Source organism: Acinetobacter sp. YZS-X1-1, from assembly GCF_000804305.1.
Lineage (GTDB): Bacteria > Pseudomonadota > Gammaproteobacteria > Pseudomonadales > Moraxellaceae > Acinetobacter > Acinetobacter variabilis.
Genome location: NZ_JWHB01000003.1, coordinates 14,655 through 37,719, shown reverse-complemented (window position 1 = coordinate 37,719; position 23,065 = coordinate 14,655). Strand labels below are relative to the sequence as shown.

The 23,065-nt window shown below is 41.2% G+C and carries 22 protein-coding genes; 16 read left to right on the top strand and 6 right to left on the bottom strand.

Annotated features, from left to right (window positions below; all coding sequences use genetic code 11):
• Positions 1-87 precede the first annotated feature (87 nt).
• Entirely contained in the window at positions 88-1,545 is a 1,458-nt protein-coding gene (locus tag RJ01_RS02680) for an inorganic triphosphatase (RefSeq protein ID WP_034169976.1), read from the bottom strand.
• Between the two features lie 333 nt (positions 1,546-1,878).
• On the opposite strand from RJ01_RS02680, the gene RJ01_RS02675 reads away from it, so the two are divergent.
• The 4 genes from RJ01_RS02675 (at position 1,879) to RJ01_RS02660 (ending at position 5,601) form a co-directional block, all read left to right on the top strand.
• Entirely contained in the window at positions 1,879-2,262 is a 384-nt protein-coding gene (locus tag RJ01_RS02675; RefSeq protein WP_034169975.1) for a DUF962 domain-containing protein, read from the top strand.
• An 836-nt stretch (positions 2,263-3,098) separates the two neighbouring features.
• A complete protein-coding gene (thiE, locus tag RJ01_RS02670) occupies positions 3,099-3,719 on the top strand; it encodes a thiamine phosphate synthase (protein ID WP_004786336.1) in 621 nt (206 codons plus the stop codon).
• 39 nt (positions 3,720-3,758) lie between these two features.
• The gene (hemL, locus tag RJ01_RS02665) at positions 3,759-5,060 is read left to right on the top strand and encodes a glutamate-1-semialdehyde 2,1-aminomutase (protein ID WP_005235133.1); all 1,302 of its coding nucleotides are present in this window, start codon (positions 3,759-3,761) and stop codon (positions 5,058-5,060) included.
• Positions 5,061-5,184: 124 nt separating this feature from the next.
• Entirely contained in the window at positions 5,185-5,601 is a 417-nt protein-coding gene (locus tag RJ01_RS02660) for a heme-binding protein (protein WP_005235134.1), read from the top strand.
• Positions 5,602-5,775: 174 nt separating this feature from the next.
• Here the strand turns inward: RJ01_RS02660 and RJ01_RS02655 are convergent, their stop codons facing one another.
• Entirely contained in the window at positions 5,776-6,201 is a 426-nt protein-coding gene (locus RJ01_RS02655; protein ID WP_005235136.1) for a hypothetical protein, read from the bottom strand.
• A gap of 69 nt (positions 6,202-6,270) precedes the next feature.
• On the opposite strand from RJ01_RS02655, the gene RJ01_RS02650 reads away from it, so the two are divergent.
• The 6 genes from RJ01_RS02650 to RJ01_RS02625 all read left to right on the top strand — a co-directional run bounded on the left by RJ01_RS02650 (position 6,271) and on the right by RJ01_RS02625 (position 12,698).
• The gene (locus tag RJ01_RS02650) at positions 6,271-6,792 is read left to right on the top strand and encodes a hypothetical protein (protein WP_005235138.1); all 522 of its coding nucleotides are present in this window, start codon (positions 6,271-6,273) and stop codon (positions 6,790-6,792) included.
• 97 nt (positions 6,793-6,889) lie between these two features.
• Positions 6,890-7,600, top strand: coding sequence for a phosphopantetheine-binding protein (locus RJ01_RS02645; protein WP_034169974.1), 711 nt, complete (start codon positions 6,890-6,892; stop codon positions 7,598-7,600).
• 178 nt (positions 7,601-7,778) lie between these two features.
• Positions 7,779-8,375 carry an RluA family pseudouridine synthase gene (locus RJ01_RS02640; RefSeq protein WP_171065463.1) on the top strand — a complete coding sequence of 199 codons (597 nt, stop codon included), beginning with the start codon at positions 7,779-7,781 and terminating at the stop codon, positions 8,373-8,375.
• Between the two features lie 143 nt (positions 8,376-8,518).
• Positions 8,519-11,356: an RNA polymerase-associated protein RapA gene (gene rapA, locus RJ01_RS02635; RefSeq protein ID WP_034170061.1), complete on the top strand. Its 2,838-nt coding sequence runs from the start codon at positions 8,519-8,521 to the stop codon at positions 11,354-11,356.
• Positions 11,357-11,502: 146 nt separating this feature from the next.
• Positions 11,503-11,769 carry a PAAR domain-containing protein gene (locus tag RJ01_RS02630; RefSeq protein ID WP_004786323.1) on the top strand — a complete coding sequence of 89 codons (267 nt, stop codon included), beginning with the start codon at positions 11,503-11,505 and terminating at the stop codon, positions 11,767-11,769.
• 128 nt (positions 11,770-11,897) lie between these two features.
• A complete protein-coding gene (locus tag RJ01_RS02625) occupies positions 11,898-12,698 on the top strand; it encodes an alpha/beta fold hydrolase (protein WP_034169972.1) in 801 nt (266 codons plus the stop codon).
• Between the two features lie 46 nt (positions 12,699-12,744).
• Here RJ01_RS02625 and fabR read toward each other — a convergent pair whose 3' ends face one another.
• Complete coding sequence (fabR, locus tag RJ01_RS02620) at positions 12,745-13,422, bottom strand: HTH-type transcriptional repressor FabR (RefSeq protein ID WP_034169971.1); 678 nt, start codon at positions 13,420-13,422, stop codon at positions 12,745-12,747.
• Between the two features lie 153 nt (positions 13,423-13,575).
• Between fabR and RJ01_RS02615 the strand changes: the two genes are divergently transcribed.
• Together RJ01_RS02615 and RJ01_RS02610 are read left to right on the top strand one after the other, a co-directional pair.
• Complete coding sequence (locus RJ01_RS02615; RefSeq protein WP_034169970.1) at positions 13,576-14,640, top strand: ferredoxin reductase; 1,065 nt, start codon at positions 13,576-13,578, stop codon at positions 14,638-14,640.
• 14 nt (positions 14,641-14,654) lie between these two features.
• A complete protein-coding gene (locus RJ01_RS02610; protein ID WP_034169969.1) occupies positions 14,655-15,749 on the top strand; it encodes an acyl-CoA desaturase in 1,095 nt (364 codons plus the stop codon).
• Positions 15,750-15,802: 53 nt separating this feature from the next.
• On the opposite strand, the gene RJ01_RS02605 is transcribed toward RJ01_RS02610, so the two are convergent.
• On the bottom strand, positions 15,803-16,468 hold the full coding sequence (locus RJ01_RS02605) for an HAD family hydrolase (RefSeq protein WP_034169968.1): 666 nt from the start codon (positions 16,466-16,468) through the stop codon (positions 15,803-15,805).
• Positions 16,435-17,640 (bottom strand): DUF1615 domain-containing protein, encoded by a 1,206-nt coding sequence (locus RJ01_RS02600; RefSeq protein ID WP_034169967.1) that lies wholly within the window; start codon positions 17,638-17,640, stop codon positions 16,435-16,437. The genes RJ01_RS02605 and RJ01_RS02600 overlap by 34 nt, the downstream gene beginning before the upstream one ends.
• A gap of 80 nt (positions 17,641-17,720) precedes the next feature.
• On the opposite strand from RJ01_RS02600, the gene dusB reads away from it, so the two are divergent.
• Both dusB and RJ01_RS02590 read left to right on the top strand, forming a co-directional pair.
• Positions 17,721-18,746 (top strand): tRNA dihydrouridine synthase DusB, encoded by a 1,026-nt coding sequence (gene dusB, locus RJ01_RS02595; RefSeq protein WP_034169966.1) that lies wholly within the window; start codon positions 17,721-17,723, stop codon positions 18,744-18,746.
• Positions 18,747-18,990: 244 nt separating this feature from the next.
• Positions 18,991-19,668: a hypothetical protein gene (locus RJ01_RS02590; protein WP_034169965.1), complete on the top strand. Its 678-nt coding sequence runs from the start codon at positions 18,991-18,993 to the stop codon at positions 19,666-19,668.
• 63 nt (positions 19,669-19,731) lie between these two features.
• Here RJ01_RS02590 and RJ01_RS02585 read toward each other — a convergent pair whose 3' ends face one another.
• A complete protein-coding gene (locus tag RJ01_RS02585) occupies positions 19,732-20,775 on the bottom strand; it encodes a nitronate monooxygenase family protein (protein WP_034169964.1) in 1,044 nt (347 codons plus the stop codon).
• 208 nt (positions 20,776-20,983) lie between these two features.
• On the opposite strand from RJ01_RS02585, the gene RJ01_RS02580 reads away from it, so the two are divergent.
• Together RJ01_RS02580 and RJ01_RS02575 are read left to right on the top strand one after the other, a co-directional pair.
• On the top strand, positions 20,984-22,243 hold the full coding sequence (locus RJ01_RS02580) for a putative DNA modification/repair radical SAM protein (protein ID WP_034169963.1): 1,260 nt from the start codon (positions 20,984-20,986) through the stop codon (positions 22,241-22,243).
• Complete coding sequence (locus RJ01_RS02575) at positions 22,243-23,022, top strand: TIGR03915 family putative DNA repair protein (protein WP_034169962.1); 780 nt, start codon at positions 22,243-22,245, stop codon at positions 23,020-23,022. Before RJ01_RS02580 ends, RJ01_RS02575 begins: the two co-directional genes overlap by 1 nt.
• The last annotated feature ends 43 nt before the right edge of the window (positions 23,023-23,065 follow it).

The following is a 23,065-nucleotide window of genomic DNA, read 5'->3' as shown; positions in this document are numbered from 1 at the left end:
AATATAGACCAAACAACGAAAGTGTTGTGATGTGCTTGTGCAACAAAAAAAGCACGCCGTAGCGTGCTTTGAAAGTCAGTTAAATACTTATTTAAGGAATTTGCGGCTGACCAGAAACTGTTCTGTCGCTTCCAGTAATTTTTGTGCATAGACTTCCTGTTTTGCGGTCAACCAACCCAGCACAAACCAGTCACTGGCTTCCAGCTCGGTCTGTTGAATATAGACTGCAGAAGAGGCTAGCGTCTGATATTCATTAGCTGCCTGCTGTGCATCATTTAAAGCCTTGCTGTATTTTTGCAGGTTTTTGACATCATAAATTGTGGTCAAAATCGGGAAGCTGAATTTTAATTCCTGAATGCGAATTGCTAGCTGATCCAGACTTTCAAAATTGGTAATATCAGTCTGGTTCATCTGTTCTTGCAAGACTTTGTATTGTTGCTGCAAGGTAGTTTGCGCTGCAGATTTCAATTCCTGCGACTTAGCTTCATCTGTACTTAAGCTAAAGACCAGCAATTCCAGATAGTGATGCACATTCTGGGTGGACTTCACCAGATTGCCCAGCTTCTCTTTGGCATAAAGGATATCTTTAGTCAGGTTCTCTGCGGTTGTAGGATTTTGCAGGAAACCAGCCAGAGTGTTTTGCATGTGCTGTAAATGTTGCAGATGTTCAAACTGGTGTTTAAATGCGGCAAGCTGATGCGCCCATTTGTCTGAAACTTGAGGATGCCAATCTTTAAACAAAAGTAGGGTCAGATAGAGATGATCTAAGGCCTGTTGTGCCTGATCAATATGTTGCTGTTCTGCCACTTGCGCGGAGATTGCCGCGATATTGGGCAATAGATGCTGCATTTGCTGGGCCACCAGATGACACAGGTTTTTACCCGCACTATCTTTTTTGCTGATCTGGAATTCTTTGGCAAAAGTAGCGGGACTCACGCTCTGATTAGTTGCTAACAAATTCCCAATTTCAGCCTTACTACGTACATCCAGCCACAGCTGATATTTTTTGACCCATTCAAAACTAAAGGCCAGCAAATCCTGAATTGAGCCATGCTTTAACTCGAATTCAACCTCATGCACTTCCTGTTCAGCATGAGGCGTGCGAATACAGCCGATATCCAAGCTGACTTCGATTGACGTATTTTCATATTCAATCACGCGCAAGGTACGGGCAATATCGGTTTCAAACTGCAGTTGCAGCAGGTCAAACTGATCACCTAAAGCACGATTAAGCAAGGTTTGCGCTTCAGCAGACTGCTTGTAAATACTCAGGTCCAGCTCAGGAGAATATTCTAATTCACCTAGATCATGATTATGCTCGAAACGTTCAATGTGGCTTTTACCTGCCGCTTTTAACGTCTGAACCCAACGACTGCCTTCTAATCGCTGACGTAGGGCAATTCCATGCTGGGCCAGTTGACGGTCTGCAGTATCATAGTATTTGGCTTGAAGCTGGATCTGTTGAGATTTCTTGGGATCAAGTGCCTTAAGCAGGGCAGTACGGCGTGCCGCGGGAATCTGGAACTTGAGTTCAACTTCAACCATGATAATCATCCTGTCTATTCAATTTATTGAAAAATATTAAAAAACAAATTGAATTTTTATTCGCTTGCATGAAATTCCGATATGAAACGGAAATATTTTTTAGACTTTTGAGCGGCTGATTGTAACGAAAAACCAATCTGATGTAAGACTTGACCGATTGAAAAAAATGGAAATGGAAAAATTAACATGCTGATCTCATTCACCAGTTTTTGCTGAAAGCATGACAATTCAATATCTAAGCCAAATTCAGGTACAGAATTGCATGAAAATAAAGGTACTTTTAATTGCCTAAATTATGCGCTAAGGTGAAGAAAAAAGATTAGGATGATGATAATGAATGCACAGGTGCAGCCGAGCAATGAGATTGCAGTACTGACTTCTTCACAAATGCCGATTCGTGACTATCATGAATTTTACCGGTTTTATCTGACTGAGCATCGCCATATCATGAGTCGCCGCTTGCATGTCGCAGGCAGCAGTATCGGTTTATATTTTTTTAGCAAAGCCCTTCGTCAGCGTAAAGCCAAATATGTGGCCTATGGACTACTCTCAGGTTATGCCTGTGCCTGGATTGGTCATTTCATTTTTGAAAAGAATAAACCGGCCAGCTTTAAACAGCCGCTTTACAGTTTTATTTCAGACTGGCGTATGTTTGCTGATGTATTACGTGGTAACCTGAGCTTGGTCGATCGTAAGCACGACAAAACTCCAAGTTAGGGCTTATGACGTTTTATCGGATTTATGCTTAAGTATTGCAATAAAAACGATAAAAACACTTGCAAGTGTAGAGTTATTATTCTATTAATTGTTTTATTACCTATTCAGTATTTTATCAAAGAGTATAAGTCACTGAATAAATCAGTTTTCCAAGCCTGGAGTGACCTTCTCCGGGCTTTTTTTATATTTAAAAAAATAGAAAGATGTGCATTGACGTATTTTTAATTTATCTGAATGATTTCGAAAATATTCACGAGATGAATGAGGCAAGTTCGAAAGATAAGATGGTCGGTTTTTGCTTAGATGGGTCGACCCTTTCTAGCTTTGACACGTCTCCTCATTAACGGTTTACCCAAAGCTAGAAAGGATCTGGTAGATAAAACACAGCTTTTGCTTTTCTATTTATTTGTTGTGTTCAAACTTATTTAAATCCTTTAATGGGTGTAAACCTATCCCTGAAATTGGGTATTTTGAAGTTTTCTTTGAGTTTTTTGACTAATGGTATTCGAACAATTTTATAAACAGGAATTGTAAAATTCGGACATAAAAAAATCGCTTTCAGAATTTTGCAACTTCTCCACTAAGTTATCTGCAAAATCCTAAAAGCGTTTGTCGGAGCGCGTAAGCATTAACACTTTATCATTATTGTTATAAAACCATTAAAACGTAAATTCTCGCAGCCGCCTATCACTGAAAATAGGGATATTGATCAATCACCTGTATAAAAAGTACAAATAATAATCTAATACCTGAATTGGGTATTATTCAGTGTTTAGGATGGGGAAACTCGCCCATTTATGCCTATAATAGCGTATGTATTTTGAATGGCGGCAGTCATGCGCGGTTTGTATTTAATTACCAATGATGATCCTATTGAACTTCTCTTGGCAAAACTTGAAGGTGCAATGGCGACTTATGAAGTTGCGGTACTTCAGTATCGTCGTAAAAAAGTAGCGAAAGAAGATCAGGCTTACGAAATCGAATATATGAAACAAATGTGCGAACAGTACAAAGTTCCATTTGTGATTAATGACGATTTAGAAACTGCAGTAAAATATGGCGTAGGCGTGCATTTGGGTCAGGATGATGGCTCAATTCAGGAAGCTGTTGAACGTTTGCCCAAAAATGTATTGATTGGCCGCAGTTGTAATAATTCACTTGAGCTTGCTGAACAAGCCATTGCTGATGGGGCTAATTATGTGGCCTTTGGCGCGATCTATGCGACTGATACCAAGCCAGAAGCAGGTAATATTGGTCTGGAAACCTTAAAACAGGCCAAAAGTAAATTAAATGTACCGATTTGTGCTATTGGCGGTTTGACGGTGGAAAACGGCAAAGAAGTCATTGAAGCCGGCGCCGACCTTTGTGCAGTCATTAGTGATGTATTGGGTCGCTCAATGTCGACTGTTGGTCAACGTGTGTATGATTGGTCGGAACTGTTTGCTGAACAAGCTTAATTTTTATTTCTTATTGTATTTTTGAGTTGAGTGATTCTCATGAGTTTATCTCCAAAGCAAGAACAACTATTTAAACAAGCCAATAAACATATTCCGGGTGGCGTCAACTCACCTGTACGTGCCTTCAATGGCGTGGGTGGTACGCCTATCTTTATCGAGAAAGCCCAAGGTGCTTATCTGTACGATGTCGATGGCAAGCGCTATGTGGACTATGTGGGTTCATGGGGTCCAATGATTCTGGGTCATGCACATCCTGAGATTATTAAAGCGGTGCAAGATGCAGCAGTAGATGGATTAAGCTTTGGTGCACCAACCGTGCATGAAACGACTCTGGCAGATATCATTTGCGACATCATGCCGTCGATTGAGTTGGTGCGCATGACCAATTCCGGTACTGAAGCAACGATGACTGCGATCCGCTTGGCGCGTGGTTATACCGGACGTGACAAAATCGTAAAATTTGAAGGTTGTTATCACGGTCACTCTGACTCGCTGCTGGTAAAAGCAGGTTCTGGCCTGCTAACTAAAGGCGAAGGTGAAGCAACTTCAGCGGGTGTACCTGCTGATTTTGCCAAACATACTTTAACCCTTCCGTATAACGACATCGCTACTTTAAAAGAATGCTTTGCCAAGTTTGGATCTGAAATTGCGGGTGTGATTGTTGAGCCAGTAGCAGGGAACATGAATCTGGTGAAACCGATTGATGGTTTTCTACAAGCTATTCGTGATGTCTGTGACGAACATGATTCAGTCTTCATTATCGATGAAGTGATGACAGGCTTCCGCGTGGGTCTTGGTGGTGCTCAAGCACATTATGGCGTGACTCCTGATTTAACCACTTTGGGTAAAATTATTGGTGCAGGGTTGCCAGTCGGTGCTTTTGGCGGTAAGCGTGAAGTGATGGAATGTATCGCGCCACTAGGTAACGTGTATCAGGCAGGTACCTTGTCGGGTAACCCGCTAGCAATGCGTGCCGGAATCGAGATGTTTAAACATCTGCGTGAGCCAGGTTTTTATGAAAAATTGACTGCACAGCTTGAAAAACTTCTTGCAGGTTTACAGGCAGCTGCGGATGAAGCAGGTATTCCATTCAAGACCCAGCAAGTGGGCGGTATGTTTGGCCTGTACTTCACGGATCAGGAAGACATCACCAGCTTTGATTCAATGCTGAAATGTGATGTTGAAGCCTTCAAAAAATTCTTTCATGGCATGTTAAGTCGTGGTGTGAACCTGGCTCCATCTGCATTTGAAGCGGGCTTTATTTCAGCTGCGCATAGTGATGAGGATATCGAATTCACAATTCAGGCGGCTAAAGAAACTTTTGCTGAAATGAAAGCTTAAGTTTTAAATCCTCCCTAACCCTCCTTTGGAAAAGGAGGGAATTCTTAAGCTTAAAATTTAAGTTCCCCCTCTTTTAAAAGAGGGGGCTAGGGGGAGATTTATATTAAAAATTAGGAAAATCTTGATGAAAACCAAACATTATTTGACTTTAAGCGATGCTGAGTTTTTATTAAATCAGGCCTATGAATATGCGTTAGAAAATGGCTTTAATGTCAGTATTGCTGTGGTTGATGAAACTGGTAATTTACTGGCAATGAAGCGTATGGATGGTGCATCACCGATGACAGCAAACCTGTGTCTGGAAAAAGCAAGATGTTCTGCTATTAGTCGCCGTCCGTCCAAGCTGTTTGAAGATATTATCAAAGGCGGTCAAATGGGCTTTCTGACGATGGATACTTTTTCTGGGATGTTGGAAGGTGGTGAGCCGATTATGTATCAAGGTCAGCTCGTAGGTGCAATGGGTGTTTCTGGAGTGAAGTCTTTCCAAGATGCTGAGATTGCACAGCAGGAGATTGAAAAGTTTTTGGCTAAGCAAAGCTAATCCAAAATAGAAATTGATCAGCTCAATTTAATAAAATCATCCAACGATGTTCCAACATGAAGCGTGGAACGTGAAATATCAACTAAAAAGCCCAATCGCTAATGAGAGAGCTTGTCTATATACAATAAAGTTATGATTTAAAAAGGAAATCAAAATAATTTCGTATAAGGTGTATTATGTTAATTTTAAATAATCTTCATAATTCATTGTCTCTAAAACATGCAATTTATTCGTTTCTAATTTTTTCATAATTTCTGGGAGCAAAGATGCATCAGCTAAAAATAGCTGATCAGTCCTATCAAACCCACCTTGTAGCCTTATTCTTCCATTTTGAACATAAATATCCATTAATAGTTGTTCTCTTAGGCTTCGTATGACTGTGGTTTTATATTCATCAAAATCTATTTTTTTATTATTTTTAAAAGAATACTCATCAAAAATTTGAGAATAAAAATTTAAGAATTTTTCTTCCCCATCTAAATATTCATCTAAACTATTATTTTTTAATGCGATGTTATAGCACATGATATTAGATTGATCAGCTTCCACTTCTGAAAGCCAATGATCAAAAATAGAAATATAGATGACCATGTCCCACATAAATTTACTCAAATTGTTAGAATTTTATAAGGATACATTAAGAGATTTTCATCATAGAACATATGTATTATGTTAATTTTAGAAAAATTAAATAAAAATATGAGTGAAGCCAATAAAGTTCAATTTAAAGTCGAATTAGAATTATATTTAAAATCCCCAGAAGACATTCAAAAATGGGCCTTAAATACTCTAGAAAGTAATCCTTCAGATGAATTAGCTTTAGAAGTATGTTTTTTGGCTAATTCTCAAGAGGTTATTGAGTATTTTAAAAACATACATATCACTGATCTTGATATAAACACGAGAAACAATGTAATCCATAAATTATTGAATAAGTATGTTCTTAGTCGCATTATTTCTATTCGATCAAAAGAGGATATTTATCTTTTTTTTCAAAATATTATTTTATTTTCTAAATATTTAGAAGACAAAAAATTGAATAATTTACTCATTTCATATGATGATAAATTGTATTTAGCACTAGAAAATTATTCGCCATTAGAGCCTATGGAAGTATTTCATAACTTTATAAACGAGCTTCAAGAATGGCAAAAAACTCCATTTAACATAATGGTGGTTATACGAAATTAGAACAATAAACGTCTGTAAAATCAAAGTGTTTTTCAAATCGATGCTAAACTAAAATAGCATGAACCATCATGCTATTTTGTATTTATAAGAGCTTCCCATGCTGTACCCCATGCCCAAAAAAATCCAACTCGCGCCATCTCAAGCCAAATGGCAGCTTACATCAAATGAATCTGTTTTGGTTTTAGTCGGATTGCAAAACTTGCGTATGCAGCAGGGCATACAAGACAGCGACCTGATAACTCATCTGATCCAGATCAGTAATAAAGCCAAAGCACTCGATATTCCAATCGTTGATTTGTATGGCGATGATTTAATGCAAGGTATGCAGCAACTTGGAGAATATGCTTCAACTCATTCACAACTGATTTTCGCCGGACAGATTACACCGATGCTGAAACAGATCCTGCCACATCTGCAAAGTGTGACAGAGCAAATTTGCATAATTAATGATGCAATTTTGATGCCTAGTCAGGAACAGCATATCCAGTGGATTGAGAATATATCGGCACAAGGTTTGCATCATATGAACAGCTATAGTCTGACCCGATTGTGGAACCTGAGTGCGCCGTCAGAATATGTATTGTCAACCAAAGGCATCATGTTAGCAGTAGCTGAACAGCTGGATATGGATGCGCTGGAAATTGATCCTTATGCTGACTTAAAACAGTATGGACTGGACTCGGTTGCGGTAGTGAGTCTGGTTGGCACATGGCGTGCGCATGGTGCTGATCTACGTTATGAAGATGTGCTGCAACACCCGTCATTACATGATTTAGTGAGCTTTGTAATGCAATTTGCACGTCGATAATCGCTAATTGGGTAATTTTCTTAAAATAATCGGAAATTTCATCGCCATTTACATAAATGCGCATTGTAATTATCACTCAAGCTTTCTATCATGGCCGCCTTGTTTTTCGCGATCAGCGTGGGATTGAACTTTGAGTAATTTTCTAACCGAACATCTGATACATCGTGATGAAGATTTTATGGTCATCCATAAGCCTGCAGGCTTACTCACAGTGCCCGGTAAAACAGAAGATTTACAAGATTGCCTGATCAATCGCCTTATCAAATTAGAACCTAAAACTTTACTGATCCACCGTCTGGATCGAGATACTTCCGGTATCTTAGTATTTGCCTTAAGCCGTGAAGGGCAAAAATCCATCTCCCGCCAGTTCCAGGAACGCCAAACCGATAAAACCTATCAGGCCATCGTGGCTGGAACATTAGAAGGCAAGGGTACAGTTGATGTGCCTGTCATTTATGATCCAAGCCGTCCACCACTGCATATTGCTGAACCGAATCATAATAAGCCGGCTATTACAGAATGGCAGGCCATCGAACATTTTGAAATTCAGGGGCAAGCTGTGACCCGGGTGAAACTGACCCCGATTACCGGTCGTTCACATCAACTCCGTGTACATATGCAATATCTCGGACATCCGATTATTGGCGATACCTTATATGCAACGCCAGAGCAGCAACAGCTTAGTCCGCGTCTATGCTTACATGCTGAGCGTTTAAGTTTTTATCATCCTAAAACAGAAGAGTTAGTTGAATTTAATTGTCCGGCTGAATTCTAGGAAATACTTGTTTAATCGACGTGAATTATGCTCACTTTTTAGTGGGCTTTATGTCAAAATACATTGCTTGAAGGTGTGAAATTTTGCTCAAATGACGTTTCGTGATTGAGCATGATATTCATAATCTTGTACTTAAGATAAAGGTGGAAAAATTGCAGCAATTTGCTATTGGTCAACGTTGGTTATCAGATACTGAAACAGAACTCGGTTTAGGGGTTCTCATTGATGTTGATGAGCGATCGGTCAGCATTTTATTCCCAAAAAGCGATGAAACTCGCGTCTATGCTCGCAGTAACGCACCCTTATCTCGTATCGTATTTAATGCAAATGACGAGCTGCAAGATCAGGAAGGTACGATCTGGACCGTTGAGTCAGTTGAAGACCGCAATGGCGTAGTGCGTTATCACGTGGTCCGTACTCTTGAAGATGGCACAGAAGAACGTAAAGCTTTAAATGAAACCCGTGTAGGCGCAACGATCCAGTTGTCTAAACCTTTAGACCGTTTACTGGCCAGCCAGATTGACTATAAAGAGTGGTATGACCTGCGTATTGAAGCCTTGCTGATGCAAGCCAATATGCAAACCAATCCATTGCGTGGCTTAGTCGGTTCGCGTGTAGGTCTGATTCCACACCAGTTGTATATCGCACATGAAGTCGGTCAGCGTTTTGCACCGCGTGTTTTACTGGCGGATGAAGTTGGCTTGGGTAAAACCATTGAAGCTGGTCTGATCATTCATCAGCAACTTAAAACTGGCCGTTCTGAACGTATCCTGATCTTGGTTCCAGATTCACTGCAATATCAGTGGATGATTGAGATGCGTCGTCGTTTCAATCTTGAATTCTCTCTATTTGATCTGGCGCGTACTGCCTCGATTAAAGAGCATGATCCTGATCTAAATCCGTTCCTGACTGAGCAGCGCATTATTGCTTCTGTGGACTTGATGGTGGATCACGAAGATCTGCGCGAACAGGCGATTGAAGCGGGCTTTGATCTGTTGGTTGTCGATGAAGCGCATCACCTGATGTGGTCTGAGGAAGAAGGTGGCAATGACCGTTATGATCTGGTCGAAGAGCTGGCAGAGAAAACACCGGGCGTATTGTTATTGACTGCAACACCAGAACAGCTCGGTGTAGAATCTCACTTTGCACGTCTACGTTTACTTGATCCGCAACGTTTCAGTTCATTGGACCGTTTCCTGGATGAAGAAGAGCAGTATCAGCATACCGCTAAAATCGCTGAAGTGTTGATGTCAGATCTGCCACTTGAAGCAGAGCATTTCACTGCGATTGAAAGCCTGCTTGGTCATGCGATTGAAGATACCCCAGAGCAACGTTTCCGTGCGATTCATGAATTGCTAGACCGTCATGGTACGGGCCGTATCCTGTTCCGGAATACACGTGAGGCAATTCAGGGCTTCCCGGGCCGTGACTGTCAGCCAGCACCATTGCCAGCGCCAGAAAACTGGTCTAAAGATGGTAAATTGCGTGAGCAAATGTGGCCGGAAGAATCTCAACTCGATGGCTCATGGATGGAAACCGATCCGCGTGTAATGTGGTTGATGGAAAAGCTGCGTACTGATCTGAAACACAAAAAAGTATTACTGATTGCCCGTAGTGGTCCAGTGGTTGAAGCACTGGAAAATGTATTACGTCTGCATGCAGGTATCCGTACTGCCATGTTCCATGAAGGCATGAGTCTTTTGGAACGTGACCAGGCAGCAGCTTATTTTGCTGAAGAATCTTATGGTGCACAGATTCTGTTATGTTCTGAAATCGGTTCAGAAGGCCGTAACTTTCAGTTTGCATCAGACTTGATCCTGTTTGACTTACCGGCCAATCCGGATGTTTTGGAACAGCGTATTGGTCGTCTGGATCGTATCGGTCAGGAAAACCGTATCCAGATTCATGTGCCTTATCTCGTGGGTACTGCGCAGGAGCGTATGTTCCGTTGGTATAACGAAGCGCTGAATATTTTCAGCAACATTTCTCCAACGGCGCAAACGCTGCAAGAAAACTTTATTGTTGCCCTGAAAGATTGCTTGCTGGCAGATAAAGGTCAGGAATTTGAAGATCTGCTGGAAGAAGTTAGCGTACAACGTGAAGCGCTTGAAGCCGAGTTGCAGGAAGGTCGTGACCGTCTGCTTGAGTACAATTCTTGCCGCCCCGTCGTGGCACAGGAAATTGTTAATGCGCTTGAAGACTATGATGATAATACCACCTTGCCAATGTTCATGAAGCGTTTTATGGCATCGACCAATATCGACTTTGATGAGCAAAGCAATGGTACGGTGATCATCAAGCCAACGGATCAGATGCAGGTACAAGGTTTGACCCTGGATGAAGAGGGTATGACAGCCACCTTCTATCGTGACCAGGCTCAGATCCGTGAAGATGCTCAATATCTAACTTTAGAGCATCCATTCACTGAAAGCGTGATGGAAATGATCAATACTCAGGGCTTTGGTAGTACCAACGTTGCGGTCTTAAAGTCTGCAGCATTGCCACAAGGTTCTGTATTGATGGAAGTGTGGTTCAAGGTTGATGTGGTTGCACCAAAAGCACTGAACTTACCGTCAAGCTTGCCACAGCAGCTGATCCGTGTATTGCTGAGTGAAAAAGGTCAGGATCTGTCTCAGAAGATTGCGCCTGAAATCCTGAAACCATATCTACATCATTTAGATGGCAATAGCTGCCGTCAGGTGGTGAAAGCACGCCGTGAAGTGATTGAAGCGCGTTATCAACAGGCATTGGAATTAGCTCGTTCAGCATTGCCAAACTTCAGGCAGCAGGCTAAAGAAGCGTATGGCAATAAATGGCAGTATGAAATTGACCGTCTGACTTACCTGAAACAGTTCAACCCAAGTATCCGTGAAGATGAAATCGCACGTTTACAGAAGCTGCAAAAAGAAGGCTTGAGTTTGTTAGAAGGTTTATCTGTAACACCTGAAGCGATTCAAGTAATGGTCGTGGTTAAGCCATAAGATCTAATGAATTATGAAAGCAGCTTTCGGGCTGCTTTTTTATGGCTGGAATTAAAGTCATGATTGAGCTTTTGGTCGGGCTGTGCTAGCTGATATTTTCTGTATTGTTTAAAATCAGCACCTCTAAGAATAAGAAATAAAATATCATGTCCAAAGCATTGATCACTATTGGCGCGAAAACCAGCCATGGCGGTATGGTCACTGAATGTGAAAACTCTTTTTTAATTAATGGCATGGCGGTGCATCTGAATGGCATGAAGCATTACTGTCCCAAGTGCCAAACTACCGTGACAGCTATTGCTAGTGATTTATCTACAATAGTCAAAGGCAGGGCTGTAATCATTGCTGGAGATAAAGCCAGTTGTGGAGCCACTTTTTTACCAATGCAGAACCTGACTATTTCTAAAAAATAATGGACCATATGTCGATGTAAGCCAGGAGTGACTTAAAGGTCATAGATTGGTGAATTCGATCCTGTGGAATTTCATATTTTAATATTAAGCTTCTATCAGGCTTTATAAAGAAATGATCAAAGAAAATAATGAAACAGGTTTTGCATTTTACTCATGCCAATGGCATTCCATCGGCAAGCTATCGGAAGTTTTTAAATTATTTTCAGGATGAATATCAGGTCAAGGCGATTCCGCTGATCGGGATGAATCCAGCCTATCCAATTACCAAAGACTGGCGTTATCTAGTAAATGAAGTGATACAGGATATCCAGCAGCAATCTCCGGATCAAAAGGTGATTGGGCTGGGACATTCATTTGGTGGTTTAGTGACGTTAATGGCAGCCTATCAACGTCCGGATTTATTTTCCAAACTGGTGATCATGGATCCACCTTTCGTAATTGGGAAAAATAGTGCATTGTTTGAAGTCGTGAAAAAGTTCAACTTAAAAAGTATTGACCGCTTCACTCCGGCAGGTATTACCCTAAAACGTAAGGATTACTGGCCATCTAAACAGGACGCCGTTGCAGCGCTGAGATCGAATCGTCTGTTTAAGCATTTTGATGAGCAATGTTTTCAGGATTATATTGAAAGCGGGATTGTGCCTGATCAAGAGCGTGGAGGGGTAACTTTAGCTATTCCGAAACAGATTGAGGCAGAAATTTTCCGGACTGTACCGGCCTGGTGGTGGCGTACACCAAGAAAACCACCACAGGTTCCGATACATTTAATCACAGCAGAGCGCAGCCAGTTTTATCAGCAAGGTTTACCACAAGGCATGTATAAGGTTTATCGGGTAGATTATTCAGTGGTGCAGGGCGGACATATGTTTCCACTAGAACATCCAGAAGTGACAGCAAACCATGTTAAAGCTAAATTGAATGAGCTTTAACCTTTATAATAAAAAAGACTCACTAAGAGTCTTTTTTTCAGCTGGTTTAACGGATCTGAGACTGATCCAGATGACGGGCACCTTCCATAATCATGCGAATCATGATCATGGTTTGTTCCGCAATTTCCTTACGGTCTTCAGGTGCCATATCGATCACATTGGCTCCCATATTAAATACCAGTTGGGTAATCGCTCTGGCAGCAATCTCGGGATGAAATAATTTTTTATTATTAAGTCGTTCCAGACGGATCAGGTCTTCCTGAAGCTCCTGCTGGAAATAGTTCAGTTGGCGTTCGACTGCCTGTTTATAAGATTTTGAACCGGTATAGCCTTCACGTAATAACAAGCTTAAATTGCCTTCATCAGCATCCAGCTGGGCAATAAAGACTTCGACAGAACTACGGATAATACTATTCTGTTTCGATGCTTTTAGGCGGGACTCATTGAGAATCTGACGCAGCACAATCCCGGCACGATCAATCAATTCAATCGCCAGTTCATCGATATCTTTAAAATGACGATAAAAACTGTTCGGAGCAATTCCAGCCTCACGGGCAACTTCACGCAAGCTTAAAGATGAAATACTTTTTTGTGGTCCAATCAGGTTTAAAGCAGCCTGAAACAGTTCTTCCTTGGTAATGGTCGCTTTACGGCCCACACTACGGACAATAATGGGCTCATCAATGCTTTTCGATGGTAAAGACGCGTCACTGCTTATTTTCATTGAAGGCTCATTCATGAGGTGATTAGTAAAAGGCATTAACACATTATAACGAAGGCAGTCCAGCTTGTGAAATGATTAGAAACAATACAAATGTATATACAAGTATATATACAAGTGTATAATAATTAAAAATCCAAGGTGATGTCTAAAACGATGCCTGTACTCGAAAAACTTAAAACGCCATTAAATACGCTGAAAGAGAGTGTGATTGATCCATATGCGATTAATTTCTGGATGCAGAAATTAAATCCTCTATGGTCGATGAATCAGCCCTTAGGCAAGATCGTGTGCAAAGAAAATGCTGCGCAGGATATGCTGAGCCTGACGATTCGTGTCAATCATTTATTCCAGTTCGGTCAGGCGGGCCAGCATCATCCTGTATTTGTGGTGGTGAACGGCATTCGTTATGAACGTAGCTATAGTCTGACCCGTATTGATCAGCAGCATGTTTTATTGACGGTTAAAAAAGTGAATGCAGGTAAGGTTACCACCTGGTTTGCTGAACAGGCTGAAGTCGGCGATATCATTGAATTCGGTCAACCTTTTGGTGACATGACTTTGCCAGAACAGGACAGCCCATTGCTTTTGCTTGCTGCGGGTAGTGGTATTACACCAATGCTGAGTATACTGGAAGCTTTAAAAGATAAAGTTGAATTGGTTGCACCAGTAACTTTATGGTATTGGGTCAAGAAAAATCAGGATGCTGCTTTCATTGCGCGTTTTGAAGAGCTGGCACAAAAGTTTTCAAACTTTTCTTATCAGGTATTTGCAACTCAGGAACAACCGGCTGCGCCGCGTCTTGATGAATCTTATCTAGATCAATTGCAGGCATTGGAACACAGCGCAGTCTATGCATGTGGACCATCAGGTTTTGTTGCGACTGCAGAACGACTGTTTGTTTCAGCAAAACTGTTCAAAAGTGAAGCTTTCAGCATGAGTCTGAATGATGAAGCTGATACTGGTTTTGTCAATGTAACCCTGACTCAATCGAAAAAAATTGTCACGATTCCTAAAGGCCAGTCGATTCTGGTGAGTCTGGAACAGCAGAATATCCGACCGCCCCATGGCTGTCGTATGGGCATCTGTAATAAATGTGCCTGTAATAAAGCAGAAGGTTCAACCAAGAATCTGGTCAATGGCGCACAAAATACCGAGCCGGGTAATCTTTTAAAAATTTGTGTTAACTCAGCGCAGACTGACCTTGTCATCGACTTATAAGCGAGTTTTATCCTATGAATATGCCAGTAAAATTACAGTATTTTAAAAATCCTAAAAACCGTGAACTGACCCAATCTGAGCTAGATGAACTTGCACGTGAGCTTGATGCCATCAAACAGGAAGTACTGGATGATTTAGGTGAAAAAGATGCCAAATATATCCGTCGCGTATATTCGAGCATCCGTTATTCATCGATTGCTGGTCGTGCCTTATTATTCGCAGGCTGGTTTCCGCCAGCATGGTTGTTGGGTACAGGCTTATTAGGCTTTGCCAAAATCATGGAAAATATGGAACTGGGTCATAATGTCATGCACGGTCAATATGACTGGATGAATGATCCGAAGCTCAATGGCCAGACTTACGAGTGGGATATTGTCGGAACTTCAGACAACTGGCGTCAAACCCATAACTTCAAGCATCATACCTATACCAATATTAAAGGTATGGATGATGATATTGGTTATGGCTTGTTGCGTTTATTCCCTGAGCAACGCTGGAAACCAGGCTATTTATTACAGCCAATTTACAGTATTCCATTTTGCTTGTTATTCCAGTGGGGCGTAGCCATTCAAAACCTTGAATTGGGTAAATACTTCAAAGGCCGTAAAACCAAAGAACAAACTCTTGAAGAATGGGAGCCAATGCAGCGTAAAATTGGTAAGCAATTATTCAAAGATTATGTATTCTTTCCGTTGATTGCAGGTCCTGCAGCATTACCGGTATTGACAGGTAACCTTGTGGCAAATGGTCTTCGTAATATCTGGACTTTTAGTATCATTTTCTGTGGTCACTTTACTAAAGATGTAGAAGTGTTTCCGAAAGCCGTCATAGAAAATGAAAGCCGTGGTCACTGGTATATGCGTCAGATTCGTGGTTCTTCAAACTTAACCGGTTCTGAAGCGTTTCATATTTTGACTGGACATTTAAGCCATCAGATTGAACATCACTTATATCCAGATGTGCCTGCACGCCGTTATCGTCAAATGGCGCCAAAAGTAGAAGCAGTATGTAAAAAATACGGCTTAAACTATAATAATGCCAGTCTGGTAAAACAGTATGGCAGCGTGATTAAACGTATCGTGAAATATGCGTTTCCGTTTAAGAAGTAATATAGATTTCAATAAAAAACCGCTGTTCATAGCGGTTTTTTATTATTCTCAGTTTAATTAATTATTTTAAGCTCAGACTCAGATAAATTCATTTCAAGTAGTGGAAGTACTTTATCTCGACCTTCCAGATAAGCATAATGTGCAAGGCTTAACATTGCCTCATCTTCTTCGCTATTTCCATAAGCATAAATTTCAGCATAATCTTCTAAATTATATTTTTCCAGGATTCTACTTTTCTTCTGATCCTTACTACAATCAGGTGTGTTGTATAAACCTGTCATTTTGCCTGTCAGAATTTCTACTTCACTACAAATCAGGTCAATTCCTAAATAAGTACAAACCGGTTTTAAATATAAATCTAACGAGGCTGAAACGAGAACGACTTGATGCCCGAGTTGCTGGTGTTGTTTGAGTTGCTTTAATAGCTTGGGATTCAATTTTAAAACAAGCCGCTGTGCATATTCTTCGGCAAGCTGCTGAATTTCCTGCGCATGACTATTTCTGAACATAGTGTAATACAGCTTCGGTCGCATTGCATGAGCAGGATAGAGCTTAAGATAATAAGCCTGAATCCAAGGCAGAATACGAAGTCCACGTTTCAGAATTTGCCTTTTCTTTAAGGCATAGAAAATGAACCCTGTAAAACTGTCATAAGGATACAGGGTTCCATCAAAATCAAATAAGGCTAGAGTTTTATGTTTTTGATGCGGCGCATGCATGTTTGATAACGACCATCGACACGGCTGGCAAACCAGTTAGTATTATACTCACGACTCAATTTTGGGCCTGAGATCACGACTTCTGGCATCATTGCATAAATTGGCTCTTTACCGGTTTTTTCTTGATAAAGTTTACTGATGCCACGATAAGTCATAGTATCTTCAAAATCTTTAACTTTTTCTTTTTTTAAATCCGCTCGAATCTGACGTTCAGTAATAATAAAATTATTTTTTGCAAAAACGCTGATGAGCTCTCGTTCAGATTGACTCTTTTGTGAGCGAATCGCGCCGTCTTTAGTATATAGTAGTAAATCGCCATCCAGACTCAACTCAGCTTCGGTTAAGCTATTTAACATGCTCTGGAATGCTGCATTACGGCTGGAATACATCCCAGAGTTATAATCAGCAAAACGATAAATCGGTTTTTCATAATCCGCAGGGTACATCATCAATCGATGAATCCCGTAATAGAGTCCGCCATACTGGCTATACAGGTCACTACGCAAATCAGCAATACTGCCCCCTTGACGTTTATATTCCTTGGCATAGCTGATATGAACCTGCATGGAACCCAAAGTTGTAATCGGATTCATTTTTTCGCCAATATTTTGTCCAAACAGTTTGGCAGCACCTGTCAGTGCACTTACATGATAATGTTTGGCCATGTAATCAAAGATTTCACGATAAAGTTCATCTAACTGACGTTCAGTTTTAACCCGGCGCATCTGGCTTAGATAATTGTCTTCTGGACTTGGATGATTTTTAAGTACGTCCTGGAAATATCCTGCAACTGTTCCACCGATACTTTCACCAAGTTTATCTTTAAATTTTTCTTCCAGACGTTCCTGAACTTCTTTAACGGCTTTTTCACCAAGACCAGAAACTACCGGGTCTGCATTAAAGTTAGATTCCTGATCGACAACTGCCACGATTGAACAGATATTCTCTTTGGTTTGTGGAATACCGAGCTGGTCAGTAATGTCATAAATATCTTGTGCCCAGGATTCGCGCTGGCTGACACGACCTGGAATGGCTTTGCGAATATGTTCAACTTCAAGAGTTGGTTCATCATTTGACCACCATGAACCATTGCCACACCCTACAAGGCTAATAGATAAAGCAAGTATGGATACGGACTTAAGAGAAAAAACTTGAGCAAAATATTTGTTCATGGTGTCGTAAATAAATTGAAAAGATGAGTGAACAAGGCAGATGCAGTATACTATGCCCATCAGAAAAGTGATGAATTTATATGTATATTGGTCCCTATCAACTGTCAAATAATTTGATTGTCGCTCCTATGGCAGGTGTCACCGATCGTCCATTTAGAACCTTATGCAAGTACTTCGGTGCGGGTCATGCGGTCAGTGAAATGATGACTTCTGACAAGACCTTGCGCATGAGCAAAAAGAGCTTATATCGGGCGAATTTTGATGGTGAGCTGGCACCAATCTCAGCGCAGATAGCTGGTTCTGATCCGCATGACTTAGCTGAGGCAGCACGCTATCAGGTCGCAAATGGGGCACAAATTGTTGATATCAATATGGGATGTCCAGCAAAGAAAGTCTGTAATAAGCTGGCCGGTTCTGCCTTGTTAAAGGATGAAGATCTGGTTGCACGTATTTTAGGTGCAGTTGTTGCTGCAGTTGATGTTCCTGTGACTTTAAAAACCCGTTTGGGCTATCTCAACGGTCATGAAAATATTCTGCGAGTTGCAAAACGTGCTGAAGACGCGGGGATTGCAGCGCTGGCATTACATGGTCGTACTCGTGAAGATATGTACCTCAATACGGCACGTTACTCCTTAATCAAGGAAGTGAAAAGAATACTGAATATTCCCGTGATTGCGAACGGAGATATTGATAGCCCTGAGAAAGCCAAATATGTACTGGACTATACAGGTGCAGATGCCATTATGATCGGCCGTGCTGCACAAGGCCGTCCCTGGATTTTTCGTGAAATTGCACACTATTTAGAAACTGGAGAGCATCTGGCTGCGCCAAGTATTGCTGAAGTGAAAGATGTGCTACTAGGGCATTTATCCGAGCTTTATGAGTTTTATGGTGAATATTCAGGTTGCCGTATTTCGCGTAAGCATATTGCCTGGTATACCAAAGGTCTACGTTCGAGTAATGAATTCCGTCAAAATATGTATCAGGTAGAAAACACCGCCGATCAATATAAAGTGGTGGAAAACTATTTTAATGGATTACTGGAACATGGCCATATCATGAGCGATGTACAAGTAGATCAGGTGAATCTGTTAGAAACCAAATAAAAGAGAGATTTCCTAGTTCTTCTAAAAGGTATTGTAGTAAATACAGTACCTTTTTTATCTTGTAGCTAAAATTTTATATGCTTCCGTTACATTAAAGCCTGTAGTGAACATAGCCGCATATTAAGTTCACTGAAACTGGACAGGATATGGACATTGGTTACGTGAAATTGCTCTAAGCTGAATTTCTAGCATGGCAAGATGTTTATTCAATCTTGTTCATTCTCATGATCAAGGGAGATCTATAATGACAAATACCAATCGTCCAGTTACAGACTTTGGCAATAAAACCTCGACTGAATTACCAGAGGAACGTAGTCACGCATTAAATCAAGATGCAACAGATGCCAGTGCTCGACCAGATTTGAATTCACCTCAAAAAGATAATCCTCGTGTGCCAGATATGAATGAAGGCGAGGATAATGTACTTGCTACCAGTGCAGGTACTTTAGGCGGGGCAGCAGTTGGAGCGACTGCCGGTCTGGTAGGTGGTCCTCCAGGTGCAGTAGTAGGCGGTATCATTGGCGGTGTTGTAGGCGGCATTGCAGGAAATGATATTGTTTCATCTGATCATTCGAAACAGACGGATAACTACGAGCATCCAGAAAATCATCCAGAGGCAGATAATTATCAGCATCCGGACACGATTAAGCAGGAAGATGATTACTGGAGAAACGAACATACCAACCGTCCGTATTATACTGAATCACGTACCACCTACAGCGATCTAGACTATGATCGTGACTATCGTGGTGCTTATCGGGTGGGTTATGAAAACCGTCCGCTATATGACCGTCAGACTGACTTTGAACATGCCGAACCTGAACTACGAACCAAATGGGAGCAGGTAAAAGGGGAATCCCGTTTGAATTGGGAAGAAGCAAAATTTGCGATCAAAGATGCTTGGTATCGTATGACTCGTTAAAAGAACGATATAAAAAAACCTCTTCGTGGAGAGGTTTTTTTATTTTTAAAATAAAGATTTTCTTTACTTCTGTTTCATTTCCAGCACTAACTGATTAATTAAATCAGAGGCTTCCATCTCACGAATTTGTGCCACATTTGAACCTGCCCAAAACGCGCCATAACCCTGATCACCATGTTTGGACGCTGCTGCATGTAACTGCTTGGCCAGATCATAAGTATATGGATAGGCAGGTACATCCAGACGATCAGGAGTGTCGATGTCTATGTGCCAGTGATTAATGATGCCACGCGCTGGGCGGCCGGAAATGCTGGCACTAACTTGAGTCAGCGGCTTGGACAGTAGCGCTTTACGATAGGCGTCATTGGCATTGGAAGATTTGCATTGAACAAATGCTGTACCCAATTGTACTGCTTCAGCGCCAAAGTCTATCATCTGACGAGCTTGTTCACCATTCATGATTCCGCCTGCAGCAACCACCGGCAGTGAAAAATGCTGTTTTATTAACTTGACCAGATTGGAGGTTTTGACTGAGGCATCAAATTTGGTACTAAAGATACCCCGGTGACCTCCAGCCTCAATGCCTTGAGCAATGATGATATCAATCCCTACTGCTTGAATGGCTTTGGCCTCAGCAAAATTGGTTGCAGATACCATCGTCAGAATACCGGCATCTTTTAGAGCCTGAATCTGATGCGGAAGAGGAATACCAAAATGAAAGCTGACCGCACATGGTCTGGTTTCCAGAACCAGATTCAGGAAGTCATCATTGTCTTTAAAACTTGGGTAAATACAGTTCAATTGAGTGGGTGGATTAATTCCGTATTCAGCAAATTTATCTTTAAACTGGTCAATCCAGGCTTGAGCTACGTTTTCATCAAGAGGCTGGCTGTCATGACAGAAAAAGTTAACCTGAAATGGGCAATCTGTAAGTTCCTGAGTTTTTAAAATCTGCTGGCGCGCAGATTCTACGCTGCTGGCTCCCAAGCCCAGCGAACCCAGACCACCCTGATTTGAAACTTCCGCTGCCAGTTCAGGTGTCGAAACGCCTGCCATAGGGGCCAAGAAAATAGGATGTTTTATTCCGAGTTTTTCTAATAAAGACATAGATTTGCTCCCTGTTACTCTATCTACTTTGCCTATAGCCGCAAAATTAAGCAAATCATATTGGTTATTTTATTTTGAAATAATGCTGTATGGATAACGGTTCAATTACATTTCTTACGACATGAGATGTCGCTACAAAGACAGGAAAGCTATAGTGTATAGCGGGGAAAATTTATAATAGGTTTTTAGCCAACAACTTGCTGAAATCATGTCTGAACGTATCCGAGAAAAACTACAAATTTTAGCTGATGCCGCCAAATATGATGTGTCCTGTTCATCGAGTGGCAGTAACCGTAAAAATAAAGATAAAGGCTTGGGCAATACCGGAAATGGGATCTGTCATAGTTATACTGAAGATGGTCGCTGTGTCTCATTACTGAAAATACTATTTTCCAATGTCTGCATTTTTGACTGTGCATATTGTGTCTCTCGTCGTTCCAATGACGTAAAACGTGCTGCATTTACCGTGCAGGAAGTGGTCGATCTGACCATGAATTTTTATCGCCGTAATTATATTGAAGGGCTGTTTCTCAGTTCGGGAATCTTTAAATCAGCAGATTACACCATGGAGCGGATGTTGCAGGTGGTGAAAAAGCTGCGTCTGGAAGAAAATTTTAATGGTTATATTCATCTCAAAACCATTCCGGGAGCATCGCAGGAGATCATTACTGAAGCAGGTTTATACGTTGACCGGATGAGTATCAATCTGGAAATGCCAACCGAAGCAGGCTTGCAAAAGTTTGCCCCAGAGAAAACCCATACAGAAGTGCAAAAAGATCTGGGAATTGTGCGGGATCGCTTAATCCAGTTGAAAGATGAACGTAAGATCATCAAATCCGTTCCCAAATTTGTTCCCGCAGGGCAGACCACGCAAATGGTGGTCGGTGCGCATAGTGAAACGGACAAAGATATTATTTTGATGGCTGATCAGCACTATAAGGAATTTAAGCTGAAACGCGTGTATTTTTCTGGCTATATTCCGATTAACTCTGAAGAAAAAGCCTTACCCGCAATTGGCTCAGCGCCACCCTTATTAAGAGAAAATCGTCTATATCAGTCTGACTGGCTGATGCGTTTTTATGGATTTTCAGCGGATGAAATTGTGGATGACCAGCATCCAAATCTGGACCTGGATATTGATCCAAAGCTGAGCTGGGCTTTACGGCATCCTGAGGTCTTCCCGGTTGATATTAATCGAGCCGACTACAAGATGATTTTACGCGTGCCTGGCATTGGAGTACGTTCTGCCAAAAAGATTGTACAGGCACGCCGTTTTGGTCAGATTCATATCGACCAACTGAAAAGGATGGGAGTGGCGTATAACCGGGCACAGCATTTTATTCGCTGTGCAGATACACCGAAATTTAAAAAGGAGCAGCAATCCCAGCAGATTCGCCAGCAGATTTTACAAGCGGGTCAATCCAAATATCAGCAGCAACTGTCACCTCAACTGGGATTTGGTTTCTGATGGCACAGTACTGTTTTGATGGCACCATGACCGGTTTATTAAGCTGTGTATTTCGGGCTTTTGAATTTAAAGAGTTTGATGTCAAAGTGACGGCCAATCCGCAGGCCCAAAATGGCCTATTCGATGATTTTATTCATGTGGCCTCGAATGAAAGTCATGGGCAGCGGGTCTGGCAAGGCTTAAAACAGAAAATATCATCCAGTAGTTTAAAAGCCTTTTATTATGCTTTTCTTTCTGAAAAAGAACAGGCATTTCAGAACCTGTTCGATTTTGCGGTCTATGTATTCCAAAATCAGCGGCCGGTTGATAAAGATTATGGCCATCATGCAGTCATCGGAATGTCACAATGGATGAAACAGGTCGGGCGTGAAAAGCATCGTATGGAAGCTTTTGTCCGCTTCAAAAAGGCCAAAGATGGATTGTTTCTCAGTCTGGTCAAACCGGATTTTAATGTACTGCCGATTATTTCCCGACATTTTAAGGAACGTTACCAAGACCAGCGTTGGCTAATTTATGATGAGCAGCGCCAGTACGGCATCTATTACGATTTAAATGATGTGCACCAGATAGAGATGAATGCAGAAATGGTTGATCCACAAATCCGGATTGGACATAGTCAGTCTTTTAGTATTGAACTGGATGATGAAGAAGTACTCTATGATCAGCTTTGGAAAGATTATTTTAAAAGCGTGAATATTCAGGCACGACAAAATATGAAACTGCATATCCAATATGTACCTAAACGTTATTGGCGTTATATGAATGAGAAAGTACTTTAAATAAAATTTTCGCCCAGGTTTAAGGCATAATGACAGCTAATAT

Excerpts from the sequence above, each read along its gene's own strand:
- RJ01_RS02680 (WP_034169976.1), bottom strand. The coding sequence starts at position 1,545 with ATGGTTGAAGTTGAACTCAAGTTCCAGATTCCCGCGGCACGCCGTACT.
- RJ01_RS02675 (WP_034169975.1), top strand. The coding sequence starts at position 1,879 with ATGAATGCACAGGTGCAGCCGAGCAATGAGATTGCAGTACTGACTTCT.
- thiE (WP_004786336.1), top strand. The coding sequence starts at position 3,099 with ATGCGCGGTTTGTATTTAATTACCAATGATGATCCTATTGAACTTCTC.
- hemL (WP_005235133.1), top strand. The coding sequence starts at position 3,759 with ATGAGTTTATCTCCAAAGCAAGAACAACTATTTAAACAAGCCAATAAA.
- RJ01_RS02660 (WP_005235134.1), top strand. The coding sequence starts at position 5,185 with ATGAAAACCAAACATTATTTGACTTTAAGCGATGCTGAGTTTTTATTA.
- RJ01_RS02655 (WP_005235136.1), bottom strand. The coding sequence starts at position 6,201 with ATGTGGGACATGGTCATCTATATTTCTATTTTTGATCATTGGCTTTCA.
- RJ01_RS02650 (WP_005235138.1), top strand. The coding sequence starts at position 6,271 with ATGTTAATTTTAGAAAAATTAAATAAAAATATGAGTGAAGCCAATAAA.
- RJ01_RS02645 (WP_034169974.1), top strand. The coding sequence starts at position 6,890 with ATGCTGTACCCCATGCCCAAAAAAATCCAACTCGCGCCATCTCAAGCC.
- RJ01_RS02640 (WP_171065463.1), top strand. The coding sequence starts at position 7,779 with ATGGTCATCCATAAGCCTGCAGGCTTACTCACAGTGCCCGGTAAAACA.
- RJ01_RS02630 (WP_004786323.1), top strand. The coding sequence starts at position 11,503 with ATGTCCAAAGCATTGATCACTATTGGCGCGAAAACCAGCCATGGCGGT.
- RJ01_RS02625 (WP_034169972.1), top strand. The coding sequence starts at position 11,898 with ATGAAACAGGTTTTGCATTTTACTCATGCCAATGGCATTCCATCGGCA.
- fabR (WP_034169971.1), bottom strand. The coding sequence starts at position 13,422 with ATGAAAATAAGCAGTGACGCGTCTTTACCATCGAAAAGCATTGATGAG.
- RJ01_RS02615 (WP_034169970.1), top strand. The coding sequence starts at position 13,576 with ATGCCTGTACTCGAAAAACTTAAAACGCCATTAAATACGCTGAAAGAG.
- RJ01_RS02610 (WP_034169969.1), top strand. The coding sequence starts at position 14,655 with ATGAATATGCCAGTAAAATTACAGTATTTTAAAAATCCTAAAAACCGT.
- RJ01_RS02605 (WP_034169968.1), bottom strand. The coding sequence starts at position 16,468 with ATGCATGCGCCGCATCAAAAACATAAAACTCTAGCCTTATTTGATTTT.
- RJ01_RS02600 (WP_034169967.1), bottom strand. The coding sequence starts at position 17,640 with ATGAACAAATATTTTGCTCAAGTTTTTTCTCTTAAGTCCGTATCCATA.
- dusB (WP_034169966.1), top strand. The coding sequence starts at position 17,721 with ATGTATATTGGTCCCTATCAACTGTCAAATAATTTGATTGTCGCTCCT.
- RJ01_RS02590 (WP_034169965.1), top strand. The coding sequence starts at position 18,991 with ATGACAAATACCAATCGTCCAGTTACAGACTTTGGCAATAAAACCTCG.
- RJ01_RS02585 (WP_034169964.1), bottom strand. The coding sequence starts at position 20,775 with ATGTCTTTATTAGAAAAACTCGGAATAAAACATCCTATTTTCTTGGCC.
- RJ01_RS02580 (WP_034169963.1), top strand. The coding sequence starts at position 20,984 with ATGTCTGAACGTATCCGAGAAAAACTACAAATTTTAGCTGATGCCGCC.
- RJ01_RS02575 (WP_034169962.1), top strand. The coding sequence starts at position 22,243 with ATGGCACAGTACTGTTTTGATGGCACCATGACCGGTTTATTAAGCTGT.